This is a genomic window from Nocardioides sp. CPCC 206347, assembly GCF_048654605.1.
In the GTDB taxonomy this organism is placed as follows: domain Bacteria; phylum Actinomycetota; class Actinomycetes; order Propionibacteriales; family Nocardioidaceae; genus Nocardioides.
The window spans coordinates 122838-148487 of sequence record NZ_JBMCYZ010000007.1 but is presented as its reverse complement, the minus strand read 5'-3'; the positions used below and the strand labels follow the sequence as shown (position 1 = coordinate 148487).

Sequence of the window (25650 nt, the reverse complement as noted above, 5' to 3'; positions counted from 1 at the left end):
GTTGGTGCTACTCCCCCGACGACCGGCCACTCGGACGTCGGTCCGCCTGCCACGACCTGCACGAGCGAACGAATCCGTACTCTGGTCAGCCACGCCGTGCCTGTCAACCGCCCGCTGACCTGCACTGATACGTGTTCTCGCAGGTCAGCGCGGGATCAACAGCCCGGAAAAATCTACAAAAAACATCGGAGTGTCCGGCGTGTCGCGGACGGCACGCCGACGGTGCCGTACGGCGGCGAGGCTCAGCCGGAAACCGGGCGGTTCTCGTAGTAGGTCGAGAGCACGATCGTGGTGTGTGTCGAAACGTTCGCAACCGTGCGGATCCGGCCCAGCAGGCCCTCCATCTGGGCGGGCGAGGTGGTGCGCACCTTGAGGATGTAGGACTCCTCGCCGGCGACCGACCAGCAGGACTCGATCTCCGGCATCCCCACCAGGCGCTCGGGGCAGTCGTCGGGCTGGGAAGGGTCGATCGGGCGGATGGCGATGAACGCCGTCAGCGGGAGTCCGATCTCGGCGTAGTTGACCGTCGCTCCGTAGCCGAGGATGAGACCGCGCTGTTCGAGGCGCTTGACGCGCTGGTGCACGGCCGAGGTGGAGAGGCCCGTCGTTCGCCCGAGATCGGTGTAGGACATCCGCCCGTCCTTGGCCAGGAGCTCCAGGATCTGCCGATCGATGACCTCGACCGCTGGGTTGATGCTCTGGCTCACAGGGTCAGACTAGGGCAGGCCGGCCCCGGACCCGTTCACATCTCGTCCCGGGGCCCTAGGCTGGGCCGCGATGACCGAGCGACTGATGCTTCTCGACACCGCCAGCATGTACTTCCGCGCCTACTTCGGGTCGCCCGAGATCCTGGCTCCCGACGGTACGAACGTGAATGCCGTGCGCGGCCTGCTGGGTTACATCTCGAGCCTCGTGGAGCAGTACGAGCCCACCCATCTCGTCTGCTGCTGGGACGACGACTGGCGCCCGCAGTGGCGTGTCGACCTGATCCCGACCTACAAGGCGCACCGCGTCGTCACCGAGGTCGCGGGCGCCCCCGACGTCGAGGAGGTGCCCGACCCGCTCGAGCTGCAGGTCCCGGTCATCCGCGAGGTGCTCGCGGCGTTCGGCATCGCGGTCATCGGTGCTGCGGGCTACGAGGCCGACGACGTGATCGGCACGCTGGCCACCGGCGCGGGCATGCCCGTCGACGCGGTGACCGGCGACCGTGACCTCTTCCAGCTGGTCGACGATGCCGCCGGCGTCCGGATCCTGTACATCGGCAAGGGCGTCGGACGGCACGAGCGCGTCGACGAGGCCTGGGTCCTCGAGAAGTACGGCGTCCGCGCCGACCAGTACGCCGACTTCGCCACGCTGCGCGGCGACGCCTCCGACGGCCTGCCCGGGGTGAAGGGTGTCGGCGACAAGACAGCCGCCTCCCTGCTCCAGAAGTACGGCGACGTCGCCGGCGTCCGCGCGGCGGTCGAGGACCCGGGCAGCGACCTGGGCCCCGGTCCGCGGCTGAAGATCCGGGAGGCGGCGTCGTATCTCGACGTGGCCCCGAAGGTGGTCGCGGTCGCTCGCGACATCGACCTCCCCCGCGGCGACGCCCTTGCCCTGCCTCGTACGCCTGTCGATCCCGACAGGCTGGCGGAGCTCGCGGAGCGGTGGTCACTGGCCTCGCCGGTCGCCCGACTCACAACTGTTCTTTCCGGGACCGCTTCGTAACACCGATTTCATTCCATTTGGTAGTAGTTGGAAATCAGCCCTTCCTAGGTTCATCGTCACCGGGGCCCGACGCCGTGCCCCCTGGCTCCGAGCCTGCAGCCCGAGACTGCAGGCCGATGACCGAGAGGGTTCACCCACGTGTTGCATTCCCGCACCCGCCTTGCGACAGGCACCGTCCTCGCGCTCACCGCAGCGCTCAGCCTGAGCGCCTGTGGTGGCACCAAGTCCGGAGAGAAGAGCGCAGTCGAGAGCTGCGTCGACACCTCCGGTGACACCATCGAACTCGGGTTCCTCAACTCCACCTCCGGCGCGATGGCGATCAGCGAGCAGACCGTTCGCGACTCGCTCTCGATGGCCGCGGAGGAGATCAATGCCGACGGCGGCATCCTCGGCAAGCAGATCAAGTTCGTCGAGGAGGACGGCGCGAGCGATCCCGCGATCTTCGCCGAGAAGATCGAGAAGCTGCTGACCGGCGACTGTGTCGCTGCCGTCTTCGGTGGCTGGACCTCGGCATCGCGCAAGGCGATGCTCCCGGTGGTCGAGGCCAACAACGGCCTGCTGTTCTACCCCGTCCAGTACGAGGGCCTCGAGGCGTCGAAGAACATCTACTACACCGGCGCCACGACCAACCAGCAGATCATCCCGGCCATGGACTTCCTCAAGACCAAGGGCGTCAAGACGTTGTTCCTGGCGGGCTCGGACTACGTGTTCCCCCGGACCGCCAACAAGATCATCAAGCAGTACGCCGCCGAGCTCGGGATCGAGATCGTCGGCGAGGAGTACGTCCCGCTCGATGACGACGACTGGACCACCCAGGTGGCCAAGATCGTTGCGGCCAAGCCGGACTTCGTGTTCAACACGATCAACGGCTCCTCGAACGTCGGCTTCATCAAGGCGTACTACGAGCAGGGCCTGACGGCGGAGAAGACGCCGATCATCTCCGTCTCGATCGCCGAGGAGGAGGCACCGGCGATGGGCAAGGACGTCACCGGTCAGTACGCCGCGTGGAACTACTTCCAGTCCGTGGACAGCCCCGCCAATGCCGCCTTCATCAAGGCGTTCCAGGACAAGTACGGCAAGGATCGTCCGACCTCCGACCCGATGGAGGCGGCGTACACCTCGCTGTACCTCTACAAGAACCTGGTCGAGAAGGCCAAGTCGTTCGACGTCGACAAGATCAACGACTCCGCGGACGGGGTGTCCTTCGACGCACCGGAAGGCACGGTCGTGATCGACGGCGAGAACCACCACATCGCCAAGACAGGACTGATCGGCCAGATCAACGCCGACAACCAGTTCGACGTCGTGTGGGACTCCGAGAAGCCGATCGAGCCTGACCCGTTCCTCAAGGGCTACGCCTGGTGGGACCCGAGCAAGAACTGAACTGAGCTTTCCCATTGCCCGAGCGTGTCTTCGGCGCAGAGGGGGCAGCAAGCTGCCGCCGACGCCTCTCGACACGCTGCCGGGCCCAGCTACCCGGGGCGTCGTACCCACGCGGTACGGCGCCCCGGGGCTCTCCCCCCAGCCAGGAGACCTCCGTCTTGGACGCGTTCACCACTCCCCTGCTCGCCGGCACCGCCACCGGCGCGCTGCTCCTCATCGCCGCCCTCGGCCTGGCCCTCACGTTCGGCCAGATGGGCGTGATCAACATGGCCCACGGCGAGTTCCTCATGGCCGGCGCCTACACGACCTTCCTCACGCAGCAGGTCGTGACCAACACCGACATCTCGATCCTGGTCGCGCTGCCGGCGGCGTTCCTCGTTGCCGGCACCCTCGGGCTGTTGCTCGAGGTCGCGATCATCTCGTGGATGTACCGACGCCCCCTCGACACGCTGCTGGTCACGGTCGGCGTGAGCCTGCTGCTCCAGCAGCTGGCCAAGGACGTCTTCGGTGCGCAGGGCGACCCCGTGCAGACACCGGGATGGCTCGACGGCTTCATCAATGTGTTCGGGTACCACTGGCCGTACCGGCAGATGTTCACGATCCTGCTCGCCGTCGCCGCCCTCGGCGGACTCGGCCTGCTGCTGAAGTACACCGCCTACGGCCGGCAGATCCGGGCGACCGTGCAGAACCGCGATCTCGCCGAGACGATGGGGGTCTCGACCCGCACCACCGACCGGGTCACGTTCTTCGTCGGCTCGGGCCTCGCGGGCGTCGGCGGCGTCGCCGTCTCGCTGATCTCCGGGACGAACCCGAACCTCGGGACGACGTACATCATCTCGGCGTTCCTCGTGGTCGTCGCCGGTGGGCTGGGACAGCTCAAGGGCACCGTGATCGCGGCCTTTGCGGTGGGCATCGTGACCGCGTTCTTCACCGACTGGTTCAGCTCGAGCATGGCGCAGGTGGTCACGTTCGCGCTGGTCGTCATCTTCCTCCAGCTCAAGCCCCAGGGGCTGTTCACCGTGCGCACGAGGGGGCTGGCATGAAGGGCACGCTGCAGAAGTGGGGGCGGACGTGGGGTCCGCTCATCGCCATCGTGCTGGTCGCCGTCGCCCTCCTCGTCATCGCGCCGGCCGTGCTCAGCCCGTTCCGGCTGAACAACCTCGGCAAGTACGTCTGCTGGGCCATCGCCGGCGTCGGCATCGGGCTGGCGTGGGGTCGCGGAGGCATGCTCGTGATGGGCCAGGGCGTCTTCTTCGGCCTCGGCGGGTACGCCATGGCGATGCACCTGAAGCTCGAGGCGGCCATGGCGACCGGGGGGCCGGACGCCGTACCGGACTTCATGGTGTTGTACGGCGACGGGACGATGCCGGGCTGGTGGGAGCCCTTCCGCAGCGGCCCGTTCACGCTCTTCGCGATCGTGGTCGTGCCCGCCGTGGTGGCCGCGATACTCGGGTTCGCGATCTTCAAGCGCAGGGTGAAGGGGGCCTACTTCGCGATCCTGACCCAGGCGCTGGCCGTCGCGTTCGCGACGCTGCTGATCGCCACCATCCAGCAGACCGGCGGGTTCAACGGCCTCAACCAGTTCACGCTGTTCTTCGGCTACAACCTGTACGACCCGGTGAACAAGAAGATGATCTACTCGATCGCCGCTGGCGTGCTCGTCGTGTGCCTGCTCATCGTGTGGCAGCTGTACCGCAGCCGGTTCGGTGAGCTCCTGGTCGCGACCCGCGATGCCGAGGAGCGGGTGCGCTTCCTGGGCCACGACCCGGCCAACATCAAGCTCGCCGCCTTCGTGGTGGCGGCCGTGATGGCGAGCATCGGCGGGGCGCTGTTCACGCCGATCACCGGCATCATCTCGCCGTCGGACGTCGATGCCACGGCCTCGATCTTCCTCATCGCCGGTGTGGCCCTCGGCGGGCGGGCGCTGCTGCTGGGCCCCGCGCTCGGCGCGATCGCCGTGGGATTCGGCCAGACGACGCTGTCGGAGTCCTTCCCCGACCAGTGGACCTACTTCCTCGGCCTGCTGTTCATCATCGTGATCCTGTGCTTCCCCGCGGGCCTCGGCAACGCGTGGTCGCAGGTCACCGCCCGGTTCCGAAAGAGCGAGGTGGCGTCATGAACGACGACTATCTGGAGATCCGCGGCCTCACGGTCGACTTCGACGGCTTCAAGGCGATCGACGGGGTGGACCTGACCCTCCTGCAGGGCCAGCTCCACTTCCTGATCGGTCCGAACGGTGCCGGCAAGACCACGCTGGTCGATGCGGTCACCGGCCTGGTCTCCGCGACCGGGCTCGCGCGGTACCGCCACCAGGACCTGCTGCGGATGAAGTCGCACCGGATCGTGCGTGCGGGCATCGGGCGCACCTTCCAGACGGCTTCGGTGTTCGAGGGGTTGTCGGTGCTGCAGAACCTCGACATCGCCGGCGGCGTCCACCGCTCGGCCTGGGGGATGCTGCGCGCGCGTCGCGGCACGCCGTCGTACGTCGAGGAGGCTCTCGAGACGATCGGCCTGACCGCGCTCCGGGACAAGCCGGCAGGAGTCCTCGCGCACGGTCAGAAGCAGTGGCTCGAGATCGGCATGCTGCTCGTCCAGGACGCCCGGGTGATGCTGCTCGACGAGCCGGTCGCGGGCATGAGTGCCGAGGAGCGGGACGCGACGGGCGAGCTGCTCCGCCGGATCGGGACCGAACGCACCATCGTCGTCATCGAGCACGACATGGACTTCGTCCGGAACTACGCCCAGCTCGTCACGGTGATGCACGCCGGCAAGGTCCTCGCCGAGGGCAGCGTCGCCGAGATCCAGGCCAACGCCCGGGTCCAGGAGGTCTACCTCGGCCGCACCGTCGAAGCGGAGGTCAACCGTGCTTGAGCTGCGTGACGTGACGGCCGGCTACGGCCGGACCCGGGTGCTGGAGAACGTGTCGATCGAGGTCCCCGAGGGTGGTGCGGTGGCCATCATGGGCCACAACGGCGCCGGGAAGACGACCCTGCTCCGGGTCGCGGTGGGGCTGTTGCCCGTGATGAGCGGCCAGGTCCTGCTGGACGGCGAGGACGTGACGCGCCTGCGGCCGAACAAGCGTGTACGACGAGGGGTGGGCTACGTGCCCCAGGGACAGCTCTGCTTCCCGCAGATGACGACGCTGGAGAACCTGCAGCTGGTCAGCACCGACCGGGCCGCGATCGACGGCGTCCTGGGCACGTTCCCCGCCCTGGTGGACCTGCTCCCCCGGCGGGCCGGCCTGCTGTCCGGTGGACAACGCCAGCAGCTGGCCATCGCCCGGACGCTGCTCACGAAGCCCCGGCTGCTGATCCTCGACGAACCGACCGAGGGCATCCAGCCCAATGTCGTCGCCGAGATCGAGGCCGTCATCGCAGACCTGACGCAGCGGGGCGACCTGTCGGTGCTGCTGGTCGAGCAGCACGTCGGCTTCGCCCTGCGGAGCACGGACTCCTACTACGTCCTCGAATCGGGACGGATCACGTCCAGCGGCGTCGGCGGAGCGGGCGCCCTGGAAGCCGTCCGAGCAGCGATGGCGGTCTGAGGCATGCACCTGACTCCGGCCGACACGGAGAAGCTCCTGCTCAGCGTCGCCGGGATGGTCGCGCGTGACCGACTGTCCCGCGGCGTCCGTCTCAACTACCCCGAGTCGGTGGCCCTGCTCTCGTGCTGGGTCATCGAGGAAGCCCGGGCCGGGGCCCGGGTCGCCGACCTGATGGAGCGCGGGCGTGACGTGCTCGCGCGTGACCAGGTGATGGCCGGGGTCGCGGACATGATCCGCGACGTCCAGGTCGAAGCCACCTTCCCGGACGGGCGCAAGCTCGTCACCCTGCACCACCCGATCGCGTGAGGAGACTGCTGTGGGCATCGTGACGGAAGGCCCGGGCGCGACCCGGACCGGCGCCGGGACAGTGGTCCTCAACGGTGACCGGACCCCGGCGCAGCGAGCGGTCCTGGTCTTCACCAACACCGGTGACCGCCCGATCCAGATCGGTTCCCACGTGCACCTCCCCGACGTGAACCCCGCGCTGTCGTTCGACCGCGCTGCCGCGCTCGGGTCCCGGCTCGACATCCCGTCCGGGACATCGCGGCGCTTCGAGCCCGGTGCTTCGCAGGAGGTCGGGATCGTGGCGCTGGGCGGCCTCCGGCGCGTGCCGGGCATCCAGATCAAGTCGGAGGGCGGGTCCGTCGATGGTTGAGATCAGCCGGGCGTCGTACGCAGCCCTGTACGGGCCGACCGTCGGTGACCAGGTCCGCCTCGGCGACACCGACCTGTGGATCGAGGTCGAAAAGGACTACGTGGTCGGTGGCGAGGAGGCCGTCTTCGGCGGTGGCAAGTCGATCCGCGAATCGATGGCGCAGTCCCTTCGCACGTCCGCCGAGGGCGCCCTGGACACCGTCATCACCAATGCGCTGGTCCTCGACCACTGGGGCATCGTGAAGGCCGACGTCGGGATCCGGGCCGGACGCATCGTCGCGCTGGGGCGCTCCGGGAATCCGGACATCGCCGACGGCGTGCACCCGGACCTCGTGATCGGGCCCGGGACCGACGTCATCGCCGGCGAGGGCCGGATCCTGACCGCGGGCGCCATCGACGTCCACGTCCACCTGCTGTCGCGTTCCCAGCTCGTCGAGGCGCTCGCCACCGGGATCACCACGGTCGCGGGAGGCGGCACCGGACCGTCGGAGGGCTCCAAGGCCACCACGGTCACGCCCGGCGCCTGGCACCTCGCCGCCGTGCACCGCGCGCTCGACACGGTCCCGATCAACGTCCTGCTCTACGGCAAGGGCAACACGGTGAGCGCCGCCGGGCTCGCCGAGCAGGCGCTGGGAGGTGCGGCCGGCTACAAGGTCCACGAGGACTGGGGTTCGACCCCCGCGGCCATCGACGCCTCGCTCCGGGCCGCCGACGAGTTCGGCCTCCAGGTGGCGCTGCACTCCGACAGCCTCAACGAGGCGGGGTACGTCGAGTCGACCGTCGGCGCGATCGCCGGTCGCGGCATCCACGCGTTCCATGCCGAGGGCGCTGGGGGCGGCCACGCGCCGGACATCCTCACGGTGGCCTCGCTTGCCCACATCATCCCGGGGTCGACGAACCCGACGCTCCCGCACACGGTCAACACGGTCGCCGAGCACCTCGACATGCTGATGGTCTGCCACCACCTGAACCCGCAGGTGCCGGAGGACCTGGCCTTCGCGGAGTCGCGGATCCGGGCCACCACCATCGCTGCCGAGGACCTGCTGCACGACATCGGTGCCCTGTCGATCACCTCCTCCGATGCGCAGGCCATGGGGCGCATCGGCGAGGTCATCTGCCGGACCTGGCAGGTCGCGCACGTGATGAAGCGCCAGTTCGGCAGTCACGCCGATCTCGGTGGCGGGGCGGCGGACAACCTCCGGGCCAAGCGGTACGTCGCGAAGTACACGATCAATCCCGCGATCGCCCACGGCATCGACCACGAGGTGGGATCGGTCGAGGCCGGAAAGCTGGCGGACCTCGTGCTGTGGGACCCGCGCTTCTTCGGGATCAGGCCTGACGTGGTGATGAAGTCGGGAGCGCTCGTGTGGGGCGCGCTCGGCGATCCGAACGCGTCGATCCCGACGCCCCAGCCGGTCCTGATGCGGCCGACCCTCGTGGACGACGGCAGCGCCTACGGAGTCAGCTTCGTGGCTCCGGCCGCGCTGACCGACGGGTTGGCGGACCGGCTGGGGCTGCGACGCCGGCTGGCCGCCGTACAACCGACCCGGGAGGTGACCAAGGCGTCGATGGTCAACAACTCCGCGCTCCCACGGATCGACATCGACCCGGAGACCTTCGCCATCGACGTGGACGGTGAACGTGTCGTGCCGGCCCCGGCCGAGGAGCTGCCGCTGGCGCAGCTCTACTCGATGTTCTGAGCCGCCGATGCCGCACCCCGAGCTCCTGATGCTGCTGCTGGCCGACGCGCGCCTGCCGGTGGCGGGACACACGCAGTCGGGCACGCTCGAAGGCGCCCTGGCCCACGGCCTGGACCCGGCCGACGTACCCGGCTACCTGCGGAGTCGGTTGCTCGGCGTGACCCGGGTCGAGGCGGGCACCGCGGTGGCAGCACGACACGCTGTGCTGACCGGCGCGGCCCTGGCGGACGTCGACGCAGCGTGGGCTGCCCGGACAGTCTCCCCGGCCCTTCGTGACGCGGCCCGGCTGCAGGGTCAGGCGCTGCTGCGCCTGGCGGCGCGGGTCTGGCCGGAGTCGAGTCCCTCCGTCGGGAGCGTCCCGCGACCGGGACGGTCGACCGTGCTGGGCTCGCTGGCGGCCCATCTCGACATCGGAGCGGCGTCGCTCGCGCGCCTGGTCGCGTACGACGACGTGCAGACCGTCTGTGCAGCCGCGCTGAAGCTCGTGCCGCTCGACCCGGTGGTGGTGACCGGTTGGGTGCACGACGCGCTGGCCGGTGTCGACGACGTGGTCGATGCCGTTGTCGACGTCCGCACGCCGGACCAGGTCCCCGCTGTTGCTTCACCCCAGATCGAGGCGTGGGCACAGGCCCATGCCGGTTCCTCAAGGAGGTTGTTCCGTGCCTGAACTCGCCGCTCTCCCCCATCCGGCCCGGCCGTTGCGGCTCGGCGTCTGCGGTCCGGTGGGCACCGGGAAGAGCTCGCTGATCGCACTCCTGTGCCGGGAGCTGGCCGAGCGCCTCGAGCTCGGGGTGGTCACGAACGACATCTACACCGACGAGGACGCCCGCTTCCTGCGGTCGGCCGGCGTGCTGGCAGCCGACCGGATCCGCGCCGTGGAGACCGGCGCGTGCCCGCACACGGCGATCAGGGACGACATCAGCGCGAACCTGATGATGGTCGAGGACCTCGAGTTCGACTACCCGGGGCTGGACGTGGTGCTGATCGAGTCCGGTGGCGACAACCTCACCGCGACCTTCTCCCCGGCGCTGGTCGACGTCCAGATCTTCGTGCTCGACGTCGCCGGTGGGGGCGACGTGGCGCGCAAGGGCGGACCGGGCATTGAACGCGCCGACCTGCTCGTGGTCAACAAGACCGACCTGGCGCCGTACGTCGGGGTCGACGTGGTGCAGATGCTGGCCGATGCGACCGCGGCCCGCCACGAACGTCCCGTCATCGGGTTGTCCCGCACCGACCGGACCAGCATCGATGCGCTCGTGGCGTGGCTCGACGGTGTGCGCGCGCACCACCTGTCCGGCGCGCTGGTGCCGATCGACCCGGGCCCGATGGCGGCTCACTCCCACGGGCACTCCCACGCACCTGCGCACGGGCATGCTCACGAGCACTGAGCGATCGGCGCGAACTCGCATCCGCGTGAGTCGCGGCGAGGGTGAGGCGCGCTGCCGGGTGCGCAGCGCGGTGACCGTGTCCGACCCGACCGCCGCATCGATCCGGCCGATGGTCGTCGACCACGACCGGAACGGCGCCCGGGTCTCCCTGGTGCCCGAGGGGGCGCTGCTGCTGGCCGGCGACGCCATCGAGATCGACGTGACGGTCGACGCGGGCGCTCGCCTGGACCTGATCGAGCCCGGCGGGACGGTCGCCTTCGACATGCGCGGTGGTACGGCGTCCTGGTCGGTGCTCATCACGCTGGGCCCGGGTGCGGCGCTGACCTGGGCGGGCGAGCCGTTCGTGGTCTCGGCCGGGGCGGACGTGCAGCGACGGACCGTCGCACGCCTCGCCGCCGGAGCCACGCTGCTCCTGCGGGAGTCGCTGGTCCTCGGGCGGTACGGCGAAGCGCCGGGCACCATCAGGCAGCGGACCGAGGTCACGCGCGACCGCACTCCGCTGCTGGTCGAGGACCTGCCCCTCGACGCCACCACGACGCCGGCGCTGCTGGGCGGCCACCGGGTGGTCTCCTCGGTGCTGGCGGTCGGTGGTTCCACGCCGGTGGAGGGACCTGCCGTGGACCGGTTCGACCTCGACCAGGGCGGCACCCTGTGGCGGCGCCTGGGCGTCCACGCCCACGAGGCCGGCCTCCCGGAGGCGTGGCACACGGCGGTGCGCTGCCAGGGAGCGAGGTCCTAGTGGGCGCGCGCGATCTGCTGCTCGATGCGGAAGCCGAGGCCGTCGGCCGCCGCGAGGTAGACGTCCTGGTCGAGCAGGTTGCCGTCGAGGCGCATCAGGCCGCGCGGACTGGCGTAGAAGTGACCCGACTCCAGGCTCGACAGGGCCCGGACGTCGAGCGAGCCGCACACCTCGCCGACGCGGGCGAGGAAGTACAGGGCCTCGTAGCAGGACTCCCCCACCGCGTTCAGCGCCGGCGCCCAGCGTCCCCAGCGGGCGTAGTAGGCGCGCGCCAGCTCGGTGCTCTCCGCCGTACCGAGGCCGTCGAAGTACGCCGCTGCTGCGTACAGCCCGTGGTTGGCGCCGGCACCGCCGGCCAGCAGGGTGTTCTCCTCGACCGCCGGGCTCAGCCGCGGCAGGTCCACCGACAGGCCGGACCGGGCGAACTGGCGGTTGAAGTGCACCGCGTCCTGGCCCATCAGGAGCATGATCACGCCGTCGATCGGCTGCCGGGCCAGGTCCGACAGCACGGTGCTGAAGTCGCTGGTCCCGAGCGGCACGTAGGTCTCGCTGACGATCTCCGACGGGGTGTCCTCGAGCGCGATCCGCGCGGTGGTGCCGGTGACGCGAGGGAACACGTAGTCGTTGCCCACGATCGCCCAGCGCCCCACCCCGAGCTCCTCGCGCATCCAGTGCGCGGCCGGCAGCAACTGGTTGATCGGACGCTCGCCGATCATGAACACGCCCGGTGTGGCGTCGCCGCCCTCGTGCATCGCGGCGAACGCGTAGACCACCCGGCCACCGACGCGCGCGGTGATCGCCTGGCGCACTGCCGAGATGTGCCAGCCGGCCACCGCCTGGACGCGCCCGCCGTCGACCAGGCGACCGACCTCGTCCGCCACGAGAGCGGGTTCGCGGCCACCGTCGACCACGACGAGCTCGACCTGCCGCCCCGCAATCCCGCGACGCGCGTTGAGCTGCTCGACCGCGAGCTCGCCGCAGGCCAGGCAGGAGGGTCCGTAGATGCCCGTCGTTCCCTGGAGGGGTACGACGAAGGCGACCGACAGGACGTCGCTGCTCGGGTCGCGGGGCAGGTCGGGCACGGGCCCTCCGTGCGGGACGTGGGCTGCCTCGGCCGGCGACGTTGCGGGCACGTGGTGCAACCGGAATTGCTGTGGCAATGCCTACGATAGAGCCGACTCCGCGGCGTAGCGGCGTCGTTAACGCGATTGTCACGAATCTGTCTCAAGGCACCGCCAGCGCGAAGGAGACCGCCGTGGGCCGGGTCATCACGCACCACCGGGTCTCCTCGAGCATCGCGGTCCAGGTGCGCCAGGTCGAGGCGACGGTTCGTGATGCCCTCCAGCCGCTTCTCGACGAGCACGGCCTGACGCTCGAGCACTGGCGGATCATCGCGGTCATCGACGACGAGCCGGGTCTGGGGATGAGCGAGGTCGCCGTCGCGGCTGTCGTACCCGCAGCCAGTCTCACCCGGCACATGGACCGCCTCGTGGAGCGCGGCCTGGTGGTGCGCCGGGCCGACCCGGAGGACGGGCGGCGAGCCGTCGTGGCGTTGTCGCCGCGAGGTCAGGCCTACGCAGCCCGGTTGCGCGCCGTCGAGCAGTCCCTGACGCTGCCCGGGGCCCCGGTCGACTGAGCTGCCGGTCGGGCCTGCTCAGCCGCCGGCGACGATGCCGCGGCGCAGCAGCTTCACCAGGTCGCGGGCGGTGTCCCGCACCGGTGTCCCGGCCGCGGCGTTGGCGATCTGGCCCGCGAAGTCGATCAGCTGCTTCATCTGGCGCACGAAGTCGCCCGCCGTCTGGTCGTTGCGGGTGATCACCTCGTCGAGGTCCTGGCCGCCGGCCCAGCGGTACGCGGTCCAGGCGAAGCCCGGGTCGGGCCTGCGCAGGAAGTCCAGGCGATGGGTGCGCTCGAGCTGCTCGAGGTCGGACCACAGCCGGGTCATCGCATCGATGGCCTCCGAGATGGCGCCGCCGGGCACGTTGCCCGGACCGTCCTCGGGGCGACGGGCCTCGTAGACGAGCGAGGAGAGCACCGCCCCCAGCTGCTGGGGCGTGAGGCCGTCCCACAGGCCCAGGCGGAGAGACTCGGCGGCGACGAGGTCGAGGTCGGAGTAGATCCGCATCAGGGCGCGGCCGCGCTCGGTGACGGCGTCCTCCTCGAGGTAGCCGAGGGCCGTCAGGACCTCGCACACGCGGTCGAACGTCCGGGCGACCGTGTTGGTGCGCCGCTCGATGCGTTCGGACAGCATCTGCGCGTCCTTGCCGAGCTTGGCGTGGCGCTCGGCCCAGCGGGCGTGGTCCTCGCGGTCGTCGCACGCGTGACACGGGTGGGAGCGGATCTGCTCGCGGATCTCGGCGATCTGGCGCGCGACACCTTCGTCGACCGGGCCGCGCTCCGGCCGGGGGCGGGTCACGGACGCGGGCAGTGCTCGCACCGCGGCGCGGACCGCTTGCGCGATGTCCTTGCGCTGCTGGGGGTTGCGCGTGTCGACCCGCTTGGGCAGCCGGATCTTCGCGACTGGTTCGACGGGCACCGGGAAGTCGATCATCGCGAGCCGGCGGCCCTGGCGCTCGGCGGTAATGACCAGCGGGCGGTGACCCTGCTCGGACAGTCCGGGCTCCACGATCACGGCAGGCCCGGCGAACTTGCCGGCGGGCACCACGATCACGTCGCCGGGGACGAGCTGCTCGAGGGAGGCAGCCGCCTCGTTGCGGCGGTCGTGTCGTCGTACCTTGCTGGACTGCTTCTCCAGCTCGGAGATCTGCTGGCGCAGGCCGGCGTACTCCATGTAGTCGCCGAGGTGGCAGTGCGCGGACTCGGCATAGCCCTCCAGCGCGTCCTCGGCCTTGCGCAGCTGGCGCGCGAGCCCGACCACGGCCCGGTCGGCCTGGAACTGCGCGAAGGACATCTCGAGGAGCTCGCGGGCGCGGTGCCGGCCGAAGGCGTGCACCAGGTTCACCGCCATGTTGTACGACGGCCGGAAGGACGAACGCAACGGATAGGTCCGCGTCGACGCGAGGCCCGCCAGGTCACGGGGGTTCATGCCGGGCTGCCACAGCACGACGGCATGGCCCTCGATGTCGAGGCCGCGCCGACCGGCGCGGCCGGTCAGCTGGGTGTACTCCCCCGGCGTGATGTCGGCGTGCGTCTCGCCGTTCCACTTGCTCAGCTTCTCCAGGACCACGGTCCGCGCCGGCATGTTGATGCCGAGGGCGAGGGTCTCGGTCGCGAAGACGATCTTGACGAGCCCGCGCAGGTAGAGCTCCTCGACGCACTCCTTGAACGCGGGCAGCATGCCGGCGTGGTGGGACGCCACGCCCCGCGACGCCGCGTCGAGGAAGTCGTCGTAGCCGAGGACCTCGAGGTCGTCGGGGGGCATCGTGCCGAGGGTGCCCTTGACGTAGGCGATCGCCTCGTCGCGCTCGGCGGCCGTGGTGAGGCGGACATTTGCGTCCAGGCACTGCTGGACGGCGGCGTCGCAGCCGGCGCGGCTGAAGATGAAGTCGATGGCGGGCAGCAGGTTCTTGCGCTGCAGCTGTTCCAGGACGTCGAGGCGACCGGGAATCCAGATCCGGCGGCCGTTGCCGACGGGTCGGCTGCCCGGACCGCCGGGCCGCCCGCCCTTGCCGCCGGACTTCGGGGTGCGGTGGCCCTTGAGGCGCGTCGAAGCCCAGTCGTCGCGGGCGAGCTTGACCAGCTCCTCGTTGACGGGTGCGCCCTCCCGCACGAAGCCGGCGGCCGCGTCGACGTCGGAGGAGGCGAAGAGGTCGTGGAGCTGCCGCCCGGCCATCACGTGCTGGAACAGGGGAACCGGGCGCCGCTCGGCCACGATGGTCCGCGTCGATCCCCGGACCGTCTCGAGCCACTCGCCGAACTCCTCGGCGTTGGAGACCGTCGCGGAGAGCGACACCACCGACACCGACTCGGGCAGGTGGATGATCACCTCCTCCCAGACCGCGCCCCGGGCGCGGTCGGCGAGGTAGTGCACCTCGTCCATGACCACGAAGCCCAGGCCCACGAGGGTCCGTGAACGGGCGTAGAGCATGTTGCGCAGCACCTCGGTGGTCATCACGACCACGGGCGCTTCGCCGTTGATGGAGGTGTCGCCGGTCAGCAGGCCGACCTGGTCGGCACCGTGCCGGGCGACGAGGTCGTTGTACTTCTGGTTCGACAACGCCTTGATCGGCGTCGTGTAGAAGCACTTGCGGCCGGTCTCGAGCGCGAGGTGGACCGCGAACTCGCCGACCACCGTCTTGCCGGCACCCGTCGGAGCAGCGACCAGGACGCCGTCGCCGTCCTCCACCGCCTTGCAGCCCTCGACCTGGAATTCGTCGAGAGGGAAGGGGAAGGTGCCCGAGAACTGGTCGAACACGGGATGGCTGCTCATGCCCATACCTTGACTGCTCCAGGAACGCACTCGACGGTCAGGGGTAGCGGACCGAACCGTTCGCCGTCGGCGTACCCCACGATCCCGGCGCTCGCGACGGTCACCCGGCGCACCCGGTGCCGCTCGTACTGGGGGTGGTTCACGTGCGTCCCGTTGAAGAGCCTGGGGAACGTCCGGGCCAGTTCGACGCGCCCCATCGGCTTGATCAGGACCACGTCGAGCAGGCCGTCGTCGAGGACCGCACCGTGCGTGATCCGCAGCCCGCCGCCGTACGACGGCCCGTTCCCGACGGCGACCAGCATGGCGTCGACCCGGCGCTCCTCGCCATCGAGGTCGAGGACGTAGTGCAGCGGCTCGAAGACCCTCAGCTCGGCCAGGGTGGCGAGGTTGTAGCGCATCTGGCCCTTGGGCCAGCGCATCCGGTTGGCCCGCTCGTTGGCCACCGAGTCGAACCCGGCGGCGAGCACTCCGCCGAACCAGCGATCACCCACCCGGGCCAGGTCGATCGGCCGCGGGCTGCCGTGGATGATCCGGGCCGCTGCCGCGGCGCCGTCGCGCAGCGGGATGTCGAGGGAGCGGGCGATGTCGTTGCCCGTGCCACCCGGAAGGATGCCGATCGGGACCTCGGTGCCGGCGGTCGCCTGGAGCCCGAGGTTGACCATGCCGTCGCCGCCGCACACGACGAGCACGTCGGGCTCGTCGGCGACGGCCGCGCGGGCCAGGTCGAGGGACTCCTCCGCGTCACGGCCGTAGAGGGCCGTCGTACGCCAGCCGGCACCGTGGAACCTCGGCAGCGCCTCGTCCCGCAGGCGCGCACCGCGTCCCTTCCCCGACGTGGGGTTGGTGAGGACGACCGCGCGAGGCACAGGTGAAGGTTAGAGGACCACCCTCAGGGAAGCGGGCTCGCCTCGTCGGGTGACAGGCCTGCGTTGATGGTCTTCTTGCCGCGCCGGCGATCGTTGAACCGCGCGATCACTTCGGAGATGAGGAACAGGACCACCATCGGGACGGCCATGAAGCTCATGGTGAACGGGTCACCCGAAGGCGTCATCACCGCGGCGAAGATGAACGAACCGACGATGATCCACGGCCGGTGCGCTCCGAGCGTCTTGCCCTTGACCACCCCGGCGAAGTTGAGCAGGACGACGAAGACCGGGATCTCGAACGCGATCCCGAAGCCCAGCAGGGTTCGGCTGAAGAAGGTGAGGTACTCGTTGAACTCGACGAGGTTCGTGAGTTCGTCCGGGTTCAAGCCGATCAGGATCTCAAGGCCCTTGGGCAGGGTGACGTAGCCCAGCACGATGCCGACGAAGAACAGCGGTCCGGCGATGACCGCGAAGATCGCGGTCCACTTCTTCTCGTTGCGGTGGAGGCCGGGAAGGATGAACGCCCAGATCTGGTAGAGCCACACCGGGCTGGATCCGACCAGCGCAGCAAGTCCGCAGAGCTTGAGGTACAGCAGGAACCCGCCGGCCGCTCCTGAGGTCGTGGCCTCCGTGGCTCCGTCCGGCAGCGCCTTCTGCGCCTCGAGATACGGGTCGAGCACGAGGTGGAGCAGGAAATCGTAGAAGAAGAGCGCGATGGCAAACGCCACCACGACCGCCAGTGCCGCCTTCAAGAGGCGGGCGCGCAACTCCCGCAGGTGGTCCGACAGGGCCATTCGCCCGTCCGCACCGACCGGGTGGACCGGGGTGCCGACGAGCAGCTTTGCAACTCCGAGCAGGGACAACTCAGGCGTTGTTCTCGCGGCGCTCGTCGACGATCTCGCCCTCGGCGACGTCGTCGGCGGGGTTCAGCTCAGCCTTCGGCGCGGACGGCTTCTTGTCGTCGTCACGCAGGCCCTTGGTCTCGGCCTTGAAGATGCGCAGCGCCTGGCCGGTGCCGCGGGCAAGGTCGGGAAGCTTGGCAGCACCGAACACGAGGATCACGATCGCCAGGATGATGAGCCACTCGGCTCCCTGGGGCATTCCGATCAGGGGGTTCATTTCGGGGCTACCAACTCTCACATCTCAGACTCGGGGACGGACCCCATCGTACGCGTACCTCAGCGGTACAGGCCGAGGGTCTCCTGTGCGGTGGCGGTGAAAGAGTCGGTGAACTCCTGAGGTCCTGTCACCGTGGCATGCGGAGCCAATCGCATCAGGAGCCGGGTGAGCCACCGTCGGTCGACGACGACGAGGTCCACGACAGCCGATCCGTCGGCCTGGGGCCGCACGTCGCGCATCGGGTAGTACTCGGTCGCCCAGCGGGCCTCGGCGCCGAGGTGCAGGGTCACCACGGTGCTGCCGGGCTGGTCCGTGTCGCGGAAGAGCCCTTCCTGGAGGTCACGCGGAGCCCGGCGGGGTGTGCTGATCGGGCTGTCCAGGACCTCGGCCTTCGCGATCCGGTCCAGCCGGAAGAGCCGGTCACTCGCTGCCCGGTGGCACCAGGCGTCGAGGTAGGCGAAGACCCCGTGGCCCACCACGCCGTGCGGGTCGACGACACGCTCGGTCTCCTCACCACGGGACGGCACGAAGTACGCGAGCCGCACCTGCCTGCCCGCAACGGCTGCCTCGTTGAGCACCCGGGTCAGCTCGACCTGGGCGACCTGGACGGCGTCGTGGGGCGAGGGCGTCACGTCGACGTGGTTCGCACCGGCGGTGCTCACGGCCTTCTCGATCTTGCGGAGCACCTGCTTGACCAGCGCCCGGGTCTCCCCCGTCGACGTGTCGCGCAGCATGCGCAACGCCACGATCACCGCGGACGCCTCGGTCGCGCTCAGCCGCAGCGGGCGGGCGAGGTAGTCGGCGTTCTCGACCCGGATCACGCCCTCGGTGACCGGGCTGCCCTCCGACGTCTCGATCGCGTCGAGGTCCACGTCGATCAGGTCACCGGGCAGGCCGCCGGGCAACCCGCACATGAAGAGCACCTTCAGGTCGCGCAGCACCTGCTCCGAGGAGGTGCCGAGCAGCGCGGCGGCCTCCTCCAGGCGTACGCCGTCGCGGTGGTGCAGGAACGGCACCAGCGTCAGCAACCGGGCCACCTGGTCGCGTGCACCGGCACCGGTGGCGCGCGCAGTGGTCATCGGGTGACCTGCTCGAGGCGGGCGATGACCTGCTTGCGCACGGCGACCGGTTCGAGGAGCACGACGTCGGCCCCCTGCGCCAGGACGTCGTCGGCCAGGCCGACGGCGCGGCGGGTGATCTCGACCCGGTCCCACGCGGATGCGTGGTCGGGACCGGCGACACCCGTCTCGATCCGGTCGGCGTTGCGCCGGAACGCGTGGCCGGCGCCGTGGCGCACGAGCAGCACGGCGCGCTCGGTGCTCGTGGGCGGAGCCAGCCGCCGGGCGATCTCGCGTACGTCGGTGTCCGGCGGGACGTCGTACGCGCCCGGCGGGCCGACGGTCCGGACGGCACCCTGGACGCGGGAGAGGCGGAAGACGCGCTCGGCACCGCGATCGGCGTCGTGGCCGACGACGTACCAGCGCCCGGCGTAGCGCACCACTCCCCAGGGCTGGACGTGGCGGGTCAGGGCGCTGTCGGCTCCCGGACGCTTGTAGTCGAACTCGATGGCCATGCGTTCGCACACCGCGACCCAGCAGGTCTCGAACGCCGGTTCCTCGGCGGTGAGGAGTGGCTGGGCGATCTCGAGGGCGTCGAGGTCGACATCGATGCCGGCGGCGGAGAGCTTGCGGACGGCGTCGGTGGTGGCCTGCGCCATCGTGGCGTGCTGCCAGACCCGCGACGCGATGCCGACGACGGCAGCCTCCTCGGAGGTGAGCTCGATGTCGGGCAGCGCGAAGGCCTCGGGCGGGATCCGGTAGCCGACCTCGTCCTCGAACAGCGGATCGATCGAGGCGACCTCGACGGGCACTCCGAGGCTGCGCAGCTCGTCCTTGTCGCGCTCGAACATCTTCTCAAAGGCGTCCGGGCGCGAGTCGGGGTACAGCAGCTCGCGGATCCGCTCCTTGGCAATGGGTCGCCTCTGGACCAGGAGCATGATCAACAGGTTGAGCAGGCGCTCGCTCTTCGGAGCAGGCATGGGATCGATTCTGCCCGGTAGGGCTACTCCGAGGACCCGTCGGTCGGCTCGGTCGAGGCGGTGCCGGTCGCGGACCCGCTGGGGGTGGCACTCGGGGATCCGCTCGGCGAGGCCGTTTCCTTCGGCTCGGGTGCGGGCTCCGGGTCGGCGACGTCGAGGATGTCGACGATGAAGTACAGCGTGGAGTTGGCGGGGATGTCCTCGCCCTGTGCCTCCTTGCCGTAGCCGAGGCTCGGCGGGATCTGCAGCAGCACGCGGCTGCCGACCGGAAGCCCGACCAGTCCCTTCGACCAGCCCTCGACGACGGAGGCGGCGTCGCCGCCCACGGTCGCCTCGAGGCCGCGACCGTCGGTGTAGCTCTGGTCGAAGGGCGCCTTGCCCTTGGGGATCTGGCCGAGGTAGCTGGCGAGGATCTTCTGGCCGCTCTTCACGACCGGGCCGGTGCCCTTGACGAGCGTGGCGACCTCGAGCTTGCCGGACGGTGCCGGCGCGTTCTTGAAGTCGAGGCTGGACGGAAGCCCGTCCTTCTCGACGATGGCCGGCGCCCAGGCGGGAGCCTCCTGCTCGGTGCCCTCCGGGCCGGCGAGGGCGGTCAGGTCGGCGACGTAGAGCAGGCCGTCCTCGTTGCCGATGTCGAGGCTGGCGAACGCCGAGGCAGCCTGGGCGTTGCCGAGGTAGTCGCCGATGACGTCCTTGCTGTTGATGGTGACGGCGATCCGGCTGCCGATCTTCTGGCCCGCCTCGATCTTGTCGGCAAGGCCCGCGACGAGGACGTCGGCGACGCTGGCCGGCTCCTTCTTGGCGCCGACCTTGAGCAGCGTGCCGACGGTGTAGTCGTCGTACGTGTCATAGGTGATCTTGTGCGTGTAGCCGTTGGCGAGGGTGAAGTCGATCCGCACCACGTCGTCCTTGGCGATGGCAGGACCGTCGCCCTCGGTGAGGACCTTCGTCTGCGCCTTGCCTGCGGCGAGAGTGCCCTTCCAGTCCAGCTTCGGCGTGGACCCGACGGCGCCGCTGACGGCCACCGCGTCGAGGCCCTTGAGCTCGTCACTGTCGCCTCCGCAGGCGGTCAGCGCGAGGCTCGCCGGAAGCAGGGCGGTCAGCAGCAGGGCGGTGGGACGCGCAATCACAGGGCGCAGGCGGTCGAGCACGCGCAAACCTTACCCATTCGCCCATGGCGGGACGGCACCCCCACGGCGGGTGGCGCGGTCACATGCCGTCGATGAGCCGCTGCACCCGCTCGTCGTACGCCCGGAAGGGGTCCTTGCACAGCACGGTCCGCTGCGCCTGGTCGTTCAGCTTGAGGTGCACCCAGTCGACCGTGAAGTCGCGACGGCGCTCCTGGGCGCGGCGGATGAACTCGCCGCGAAGCCGGGCCCGGGTGTTCTGCGGCGGCACGGACTTGGCTTCGAAGATCTTCAGGTCCGTGGTGACCCGGGCGACCGAGCCACGCTTCTCCAGCAGGTAGTAGAGGCCCCGGCCACGGTGGATGTCGTGGTAGGCGAGGTCCAGCTGCGCGACCCGCGGGTGGCTCATCGGCAGGCCGTGCTTTGCGCGGTAGCGATCGATCAGCTTCCACTTGATGACCCAGTCGATCTCGCGGTCGACCAGGCCCCAGTCGTCGGACTCGACGGCCTTCAGGCCGCGCTCCCACAGGTCGAGCGACCGCTCGATGATCGGCGTGCTGATCCCCCGGCGGTCGACGAAGTCGCGTGCCTTGGCGAGGTACTCGCCCTGGATGTCGAGGGCGCTGGCCTCGCGGCCGTTGGCGAGCCGGATCTTGCGGCGTCCGGTGACGTCGTGCGAGATCTCGCGGATGGCCCGGATCGGGTTCTCCATCGTGAGGTCGCGCATCACCACGCCCTCCTCGATCATCCGCAGCACCAGGTCGCACGAGGCGACCTTGAGCATCGTGGTCGTCTCGCTCATGTTGGAGTCGCCCACGATGACGTGCAGCCGGCGGTACTTCTCGGCGTCGGCGTGCGGCTCGTCGCGGGTGTTGATGATCGGACGGCTGCGGGTGGTCGCGCTGGAGACGCCCTCCCAGATGTGCTCGGCGCGCTGGCTCACGGAGTACGACGTCCCGCGGGGCGTCTGCGTGACCTTCCCGGCGCCCACGATGATCTGGCGGGTCACCAGGAACGGGATCAGGATGTCGGCGAGGCGGCTGAATTCGCCGGCCCGGCCCACGAGGTAGTTCTCATGGCAGCCGTAGGAGTTGCCGGCGGAGTCGGTGTTGTTCTTGAAGAGGTAGATCTCCCCGGCGATGCCCTCGTCGTGCAGCCGCTGCTCGGCGTCGAGCAGCAGGCCCTCGAGGACCCGCTCCCCCGCCTTGTCGTGCGTGACGAGCTCGCCGATGTCGTCGCACTCGGGCGTGGCGTACTCCGGGTGGCTGCCGACATCGAGGTACAGCCGGGCGCCGTTGCGCAGGAACACGTTGCTCGAGCGCCCCCAGCTCACGACCTTGCGGAACAGGTACCGCGCGACCTCGTCCGGGCTCAGCCGGCGTTGACCCCGGAACGTGCAGGTGACGCCGTACTCGTTCTCGATACCGAAGATTCGGCGGTCCATGATGGAACCCTACGCGAGCGGAGGCGCCACCGGCGGCTCTTCCGGGCCGTCGCTTGTCGGAGTCGGGGTCGGAGCTGCGTCCGGCGTGCCGGCCGGGGCGTCAGCCGGGGCGTCGGCCGGGGCGTCGGTCGGGGTCTCGGAGGCGTGGGCTTCCGGGGCGGCCTCGGCCGGGCCGCGGTCGCCCAGCAGCTCGGCGAGCTTCGCGGGAAGGATCCGGCGGAACTTGCGCGGCTGCGAGCGGGTGCGGTCCAGCACGGCGACCTCGAGGTCCTCGACCGGGATCACCCGGTCCTGCACCTCGCCGCGTTCGTCGCTGGAGTGCCCCAGGGCTGCCACGGCGACCGCGAGCGCTGCATCGAGGCTCGCGCCGTCGGTGTAATGCTCCTTGAGGTACGCCGCCACGGTGTCGGCGTCGCCGCCCATCACGGCGTAGCCGTGCTCGTCGGCGACGCGACCCTCGTAGGTCAGGCGGTAGATCTGGTCGTCGTCCGCCGTCTTGCCGACCTCGGCCACGAAGATCTCGACCTCGTAGGGCTTCTCGCCGCCCGAGGAGAAGATCGTGCCCAGGGTCTGCGCGTACGCGTTGGCCAGTCCGCGCCCGGTGACGTCGCGGCGGTCGTAGGCGAAGCCGCGCATGTCGGCGAGCCGGACGCCGGCGATGCGCAGGTTCTCGAACTCGTTGTAGCGGCCCACGGCGGCGAAGGCGAGGCGGTCGTACAGCTCGGAGACCTTGTGCAGCGCCTTGGACGGGTTCTCGGTGACGAGCAGGACGCCGTCGGCGAACTGGACGGCGGCCAGCGAGCGGCCGCGCGCGATGCCCTTGCGGGCGAAGTCGGCGCGGTCCTTCATCAACTGCTCGGGCGAGACGTAGAACGGGGTGCTCATCTCAGGCCTCCTGTCCCTGGTCGCCAGCAGTGTCGCCACCGGGCAGCGGGGCGAGCGGGCCGTCGGGGCGGGTGAACCGGGCCGCGACGACCTCGTCCGCCAACGCTCCGATGTCGTCCTGCGTCAGCTCCACGCCGCCCTCGGCGGTCACGACCCACACGATCGGGAAGATCCGGCGGGCCATGTCGGGCCCGCCCGTGGCGGAGTCGTCGTCCGCGGCGTCGTACAAGGCCTGGAGGCAGACCCGGACGGTGTCGTCCTGGCTGAGGTCCTCGCGGTAGAGCTTCTTCAGCGCCCCGCGGGCGAAGAGCGATCCGGAGCCGACGGTGAAGAACGCGGCCTCTTCGTGACGGCCGCCGGTGACGTCGTACCCGAAGATCCGGCCGACCCCGCTGTCGAGGTCGAAGCCGGCGAACATGGGGACGACGGCCAGCCCCTGCATGGCCATGCCGAGGTTGGCGCGGATCAGCGCCGAGAGCCGGTTGGCCTTGCCGTCGAGGGAGAGGACGGTGCCCTCGATCTTCTCGTAGTGCTCGAGCTCGACCTGGAACAGCCGGACCATCTCGACGGCCAGGCCCGCCGTGCCGGCGATGCCGACCACGGAGTACTCGTCGGCCGGGAAGACCTTCTGGATGTCGCGCTGGGCGATGACGTTGCCCATCGTCGCGCGCCGGTCACCGGCCATGACGACGCCGCCGGGGAAGGTCGCGGCGACGATCGTCGTGCCGTGCGGGGCGAGGTCGGCCGCGGTGCCGGCCGGCAGCGAGCGGCGGGCAGGCAGCAGGTCGGGCGCGTTGACGCCGATGAAGTCGCTGAAGGAGGACGTGCCGGGGCGCAGGAACGCAGCCGGGATCCGTGCGTCACCAGTCATGTGCGGGTTACTCCCCGCCCTTCTGGATGAACGACTTCACGAAGTCCTCGGCGTTGGACTCGAGGACCTCGTCGATCTCGTCGAGGATCGCGTCGACGTCGTCGTCCATCGCGTCCTTGCGCTCGGCGACGTCGGACTCCGGAGCGACCTCAGTGGTCTCTTCGGCGTCTTCCGACTTGCGCGGTTGCTTCTGCTCCTGGGCCATGCCTCAACCCTAGCCACTCAACGGCTGAGTGCGCGGACCAATGCCTCCGCGGTTTCACAGTTGTCGATCAGTTCTCCGACGTGGGCCTTGCTGCCGCGGAGCGGATCGATGGTCGGGACCCGCTGGAGCGACTCGCGGCCGGGCAGGTCGAAGATGACCGAGTCCCACGACGCGGCTGCGATGTCGGGCGCGTACTTCTCCAGGCAGCGGCCGCGGAAGTAGGCCCTGGTCTCCTCGGGCGGGTTGGTCATCGCCGCGTCCACCTCGGCGTCGGTGAGCAGTCGCTGGATCCGACCGGCCTTCACCAGGCGGTGGTACAGCCCCTTGTCGGGACGGATGTCGGAGTACTGGAGGTCGATCAGCTGGAGCTTCGCGTCGTCCCAGTCGAGTCCGTCGCGTGACCGGTACTGCTCGATCAGCTTCAGCTTGGCGACCCAGTCGAGCTGGTCGGCCAGGGACATCGGATCCGTCTCGAGGCGGTTGAGCACGTCCTCCCAGCGGGCGAGGACGTCGACGGTCTGCGGATCGGCGTCGGATCCGTAGCGGTCCTCGACGTACTTCCTGGCCAGGTCGAGGTACTCCAGCTGGAGCTGGATGCCGGTCAGGGTGCGGCCGTCGGTCAGCGTGACCTGGTGCGCGAGCCCAGGGTCGTGGGAGACGGCACGCAGGGCAGTGACTGGTGTGCGGACAGTGAGGTCACGGGTGATGAAACGGTCCTCGATCATCGCCAGGACCAGCGAGGTCGTGCCGACCTTGAGGTACGTCGCGATCTCGGAGAGGTTCGCGTCGCCGATGATCACGTGGAGGCGGCGGTACTTCTCCGGGTCGGCGTGCGGCTCGTCGCGGGTGTTGATGATCGGTCGCTTCAGGGTGGTCTCGAGCCCGACCTCGACCTCGAAGAAGTCGGCGCGCTGGCTGATCTGGAACCCGCTGCCGCGACCGTCCTGGCCGATGCCCACGCGGCCGGCGCCACAGAACACCTGACGGCTCACGAAGAACGGTGTGAGGTGCCGGACGATGTCGGCGAACGGCGTCGAGCGCCGCATCAGGTAGTTCTCGTGGGCGCCGTACGACGCCCCCTTGTTGTCGGTGTTGTTCTTGTAGAGCGCGATGGTCGGGCTGCCGGGCAGCTGGTGGGCCAGGCGCGCCGCGTCCAGCATCACCTGCTCCCCCGCCTTGTCCCACCGGACGATGTCGAGCGGGGTGATCACCTCGGGCGTGGAGTACTCGGGGTGGGCGTGGTCGACGTACAACCGTGCACCGTTGGTCAGGATGACGTTGGCGAGCCCGAGGTCCTCGTCGGTGAGCTGCGAGGGGTCGGCGATCTGGCGTGCCATGTCGAACCCGCGGGCGTCCCGCAGCGGGGACTCCTCCTCGAAGTCCCACCGGGCGCGCCGGGCCCGCACCGTCGCCGACGCATAGGCGTTGACGACCTGGGACGAGGCGACCATGGGGTTGGCCGTCGGTTGTCCCTGTACCGAGATGCCGTACTCGATCTCGGTGCCCATCACCCGGCGCACGCTCATGCTGCCAGCGTACGGCGTGACATCGCCGTACGGGTGGCGTTGCCGTCGCATGGAGCGGTCGGGT

27 protein-coding genes are annotated in these 25650 nt (G+C 69.9%); 13 read left to right on the top strand and 14 right to left on the bottom strand.

Annotated features, from left to right (window positions below; genetic code table 11):
* Nucleotides 1–242: 242 nt before the first annotated feature.
* Nucleotides 243–707, bottom strand: coding sequence for an Lrp/AsnC family transcriptional regulator (locus ACOACQ_RS21485; RefSeq protein ID WP_082574222.1), 465 nt, complete (start codon nt 705–707; stop codon nt 243–245).
* A gap of 70 nt (nt 708–777) precedes the next feature.
* Between ACOACQ_RS21485 and ACOACQ_RS21480 the strand changes: the two genes are divergently transcribed.
* The 12 genes from ACOACQ_RS21480 to ACOACQ_RS21425 all read left to right on the top strand — a co-directional run bounded on the left by ACOACQ_RS21480 (nt 778) and on the right by ACOACQ_RS21425 (nt 11115).
* Complete coding sequence (locus tag ACOACQ_RS21480) at nt 778–1707, top strand: 5'-3' exonuclease (protein ID WP_378599096.1); 930 nt, start codon at nt 778–780, stop codon at nt 1705–1707.
* 138 nt (nt 1708–1845) lie between these two features.
* Nucleotides 1846–3090: an urea ABC transporter substrate-binding protein gene (urtA, locus tag ACOACQ_RS21475; protein WP_378599099.1), complete on the top strand. Its 1245-nt coding sequence runs from the start codon at nt 1846–1848 to the stop codon at nt 3088–3090.
* A 158-nt stretch (nt 3091–3248) separates the two neighbouring features.
* Nucleotides 3249–4133, top strand: a complete 885-nt coding sequence (urtB, locus tag ACOACQ_RS21470) for an urea ABC transporter permease subunit UrtB (RefSeq protein ID WP_378599102.1) — start codon at nt 3249–3251, stop codon at nt 4131–4133.
* Nucleotides 4130–5209, top strand: a complete 1080-nt coding sequence (gene urtC / locus ACOACQ_RS21465) for an urea ABC transporter permease subunit UrtC (protein ID WP_378599105.1) — start codon at nt 4130–4132, stop codon at nt 5207–5209. The genes urtB and urtC overlap by 4 nt, the downstream gene beginning before the upstream one ends.
* A complete protein-coding gene (gene urtD, locus ACOACQ_RS21460) occupies nt 5206–5961 on the top strand; it encodes an urea ABC transporter ATP-binding protein UrtD (protein ID WP_378599108.1) in 756 nt (251 codons plus the stop codon). The genes urtC and urtD overlap by 4 nt, the downstream gene beginning before the upstream one ends.
* Complete coding sequence (locus ACOACQ_RS21455; RefSeq protein WP_378599111.1) at nt 5954–6634, top strand: ATP-binding cassette domain-containing protein; 681 nt, start codon at nt 5954–5956, stop codon at nt 6632–6634. Before urtD ends, ACOACQ_RS21455 begins: the two co-directional genes overlap by 8 nt.
* Before the next feature lie 3 nt (nt 6635–6637).
* Nucleotides 6638–6940 (top strand): urease subunit gamma, encoded by a 303-nt coding sequence (locus ACOACQ_RS21450; RefSeq protein ID WP_378599114.1) that lies wholly within the window; start codon nt 6638–6640, stop codon nt 6938–6940.
* A gap of 16 nt (nt 6941–6956) precedes the next feature.
* Entirely contained in the window at nt 6957–7289 is a 333-nt protein-coding gene (ureB, locus tag ACOACQ_RS21445) for an urease subunit beta (protein WP_378599140.1), read from the top strand.
* A complete protein-coding gene (locus ACOACQ_RS21440) occupies nt 7282–8988 on the top strand; it encodes an urease subunit alpha (protein ID WP_378599117.1) in 1707 nt (568 codons plus the stop codon). Before ureB ends, ACOACQ_RS21440 begins: the two co-directional genes overlap by 8 nt.
* Before the next feature lie 7 nt (nt 8989–8995).
* Entirely contained in the window at nt 8996–9655 is a 660-nt protein-coding gene (locus ACOACQ_RS21435) for an urease accessory protein UreF (RefSeq protein ID WP_378599120.1), read from the top strand.
* On the top strand, nt 9648–10376 hold the full coding sequence (gene ureG, locus ACOACQ_RS21430; RefSeq protein ID WP_378599123.1) for an urease accessory protein UreG: 729 nt from the start codon (nt 9648–9650) through the stop codon (nt 10374–10376). Before ACOACQ_RS21435 ends, ureG begins: the two co-directional genes overlap by 8 nt.
* Nucleotides 10377–10401: 25 nt before the next feature.
* Nucleotides 10402–11115 carry an urease accessory protein UreD gene (locus tag ACOACQ_RS21425; RefSeq protein ID WP_420289257.1) on the top strand — a complete coding sequence of 238 codons (714 nt, stop codon included), beginning with the start codon at nt 10402–10404 and terminating at the stop codon, nt 11113–11115.
* Here the strand turns inward: ACOACQ_RS21425 and ACOACQ_RS21420 are convergent.
* Entirely contained in the window at nt 11112–12197 is a 1086-nt protein-coding gene (locus tag ACOACQ_RS21420; RefSeq protein ID WP_378599129.1) for a substrate-binding domain-containing protein, read from the bottom strand. The two genes, ACOACQ_RS21425 and ACOACQ_RS21420, sit on opposite strands and share 4 nt — an antisense overlap.
* A 173-nt stretch (nt 12198–12370) precedes the next feature.
* Here ACOACQ_RS21420 and ACOACQ_RS21415 point away from each other — a divergent pair, with 173 nt between their 5' ends.
* On the top strand, nt 12371–12751 hold the full coding sequence (locus ACOACQ_RS21415) for a MarR family winged helix-turn-helix transcriptional regulator (protein WP_378599132.1): 381 nt from the start codon (nt 12371–12373) through the stop codon (nt 12749–12751).
* Nucleotides 12752–12769: 18 nt separating this feature from the next.
* On the opposite strand, the gene ACOACQ_RS21410 is transcribed toward ACOACQ_RS21415, so the two are convergent.
* From ACOACQ_RS21410 to dop, 12 genes are read right to left on the bottom strand one after another with little or no spacing between them, the layout of a single operon-like run.
* Complete coding sequence (locus ACOACQ_RS21410) at nt 12770–15505, bottom strand: DEAD/DEAH box helicase (protein WP_420289256.1); 2736 nt, start codon at nt 15503–15505, stop codon at nt 12770–12772.
* Nucleotides 15502–16371, bottom strand: coding sequence for a diacylglycerol kinase (locus ACOACQ_RS21405; protein ID WP_420289255.1), 870 nt, complete (start codon nt 16369–16371; stop codon nt 15502–15504). The genes ACOACQ_RS21410 and ACOACQ_RS21405 overlap by 4 nt, the downstream gene beginning before the upstream one ends.
* A 23-nt stretch (nt 16372–16394) precedes the next feature.
* The gene (tatC, locus tag ACOACQ_RS21400) at nt 16395–17234 is read right to left on the bottom strand and encodes a twin-arginine translocase subunit TatC (RefSeq protein ID WP_420289254.1); all 840 of its coding nucleotides are present in this window, start codon (nt 17232–17234) and stop codon (nt 16395–16397) included.
* Between the two features lies 1 nt (nt 17235).
* Nucleotides 17236–17490 (bottom strand): Sec-independent protein translocase subunit TatA, encoded by a 255-nt coding sequence (locus ACOACQ_RS21395; protein ID WP_378600896.1) that lies wholly within the window; start codon nt 17488–17490, stop codon nt 17236–17238.
* A 59-nt stretch (nt 17491–17549) separates the two neighbouring features.
* Nucleotides 17550–18569: a helix-turn-helix transcriptional regulator gene (locus ACOACQ_RS21390; RefSeq protein ID WP_420289253.1), complete on the bottom strand. Its 1020-nt coding sequence runs from the start codon at nt 18567–18569 to the stop codon at nt 17550–17552.
* A complete protein-coding gene (locus tag ACOACQ_RS21385) occupies nt 18566–19528 on the bottom strand; it encodes a helix-turn-helix transcriptional regulator (RefSeq protein WP_420289252.1) in 963 nt (320 codons plus the stop codon). The genes ACOACQ_RS21390 and ACOACQ_RS21385 overlap by 4 nt, the downstream gene beginning before the upstream one ends.
* Nucleotides 19529–19551: 23 nt before the next feature.
* Nucleotides 19552–20679, bottom strand: a complete 1128-nt coding sequence (locus tag ACOACQ_RS21380; protein ID WP_378600903.1) for an FKBP-type peptidyl-prolyl cis-trans isomerase — start codon at nt 20677–20679, stop codon at nt 19552–19554.
* A 58-nt stretch (nt 20680–20737) separates the two neighbouring features.
* Complete coding sequence (gene pafA, locus ACOACQ_RS21375; protein ID WP_378600906.1) at nt 20738–22099, bottom strand: Pup--protein ligase; 1362 nt, start codon at nt 22097–22099, stop codon at nt 20738–20740.
* A gap of 9 nt (nt 22100–22108) precedes the next feature.
* Nucleotides 22109–22984, bottom strand: coding sequence for a proteasome subunit alpha (gene prcA, locus ACOACQ_RS21370; protein WP_420289251.1), 876 nt, complete (start codon nt 22982–22984; stop codon nt 22109–22111).
* A gap of 1 nt (nt 22985) precedes the next feature.
* Nucleotides 22986–23855: a proteasome subunit beta gene (prcB, locus tag ACOACQ_RS21365; RefSeq protein ID WP_420289250.1), complete on the bottom strand. Its 870-nt coding sequence runs from the start codon at nt 23853–23855 to the stop codon at nt 22986–22988.
* A 7-nt stretch (nt 23856–23862) separates the two neighbouring features.
* Entirely contained in the window at nt 23863–24060 is a 198-nt protein-coding gene (locus ACOACQ_RS21360; protein ID WP_378600915.1) for a ubiquitin-like protein Pup, read from the bottom strand.
* 17 nt (nt 24061–24077) lie between these two features.
* Nucleotides 24078–25586: a depupylase/deamidase Dop gene (dop, locus tag ACOACQ_RS21355; RefSeq protein WP_378600918.1), complete on the bottom strand. Its 1509-nt coding sequence runs from the start codon at nt 25584–25586 to the stop codon at nt 24078–24080.
* Between the last annotated feature and the right edge of the window lie 64 nt (nt 25587–25650).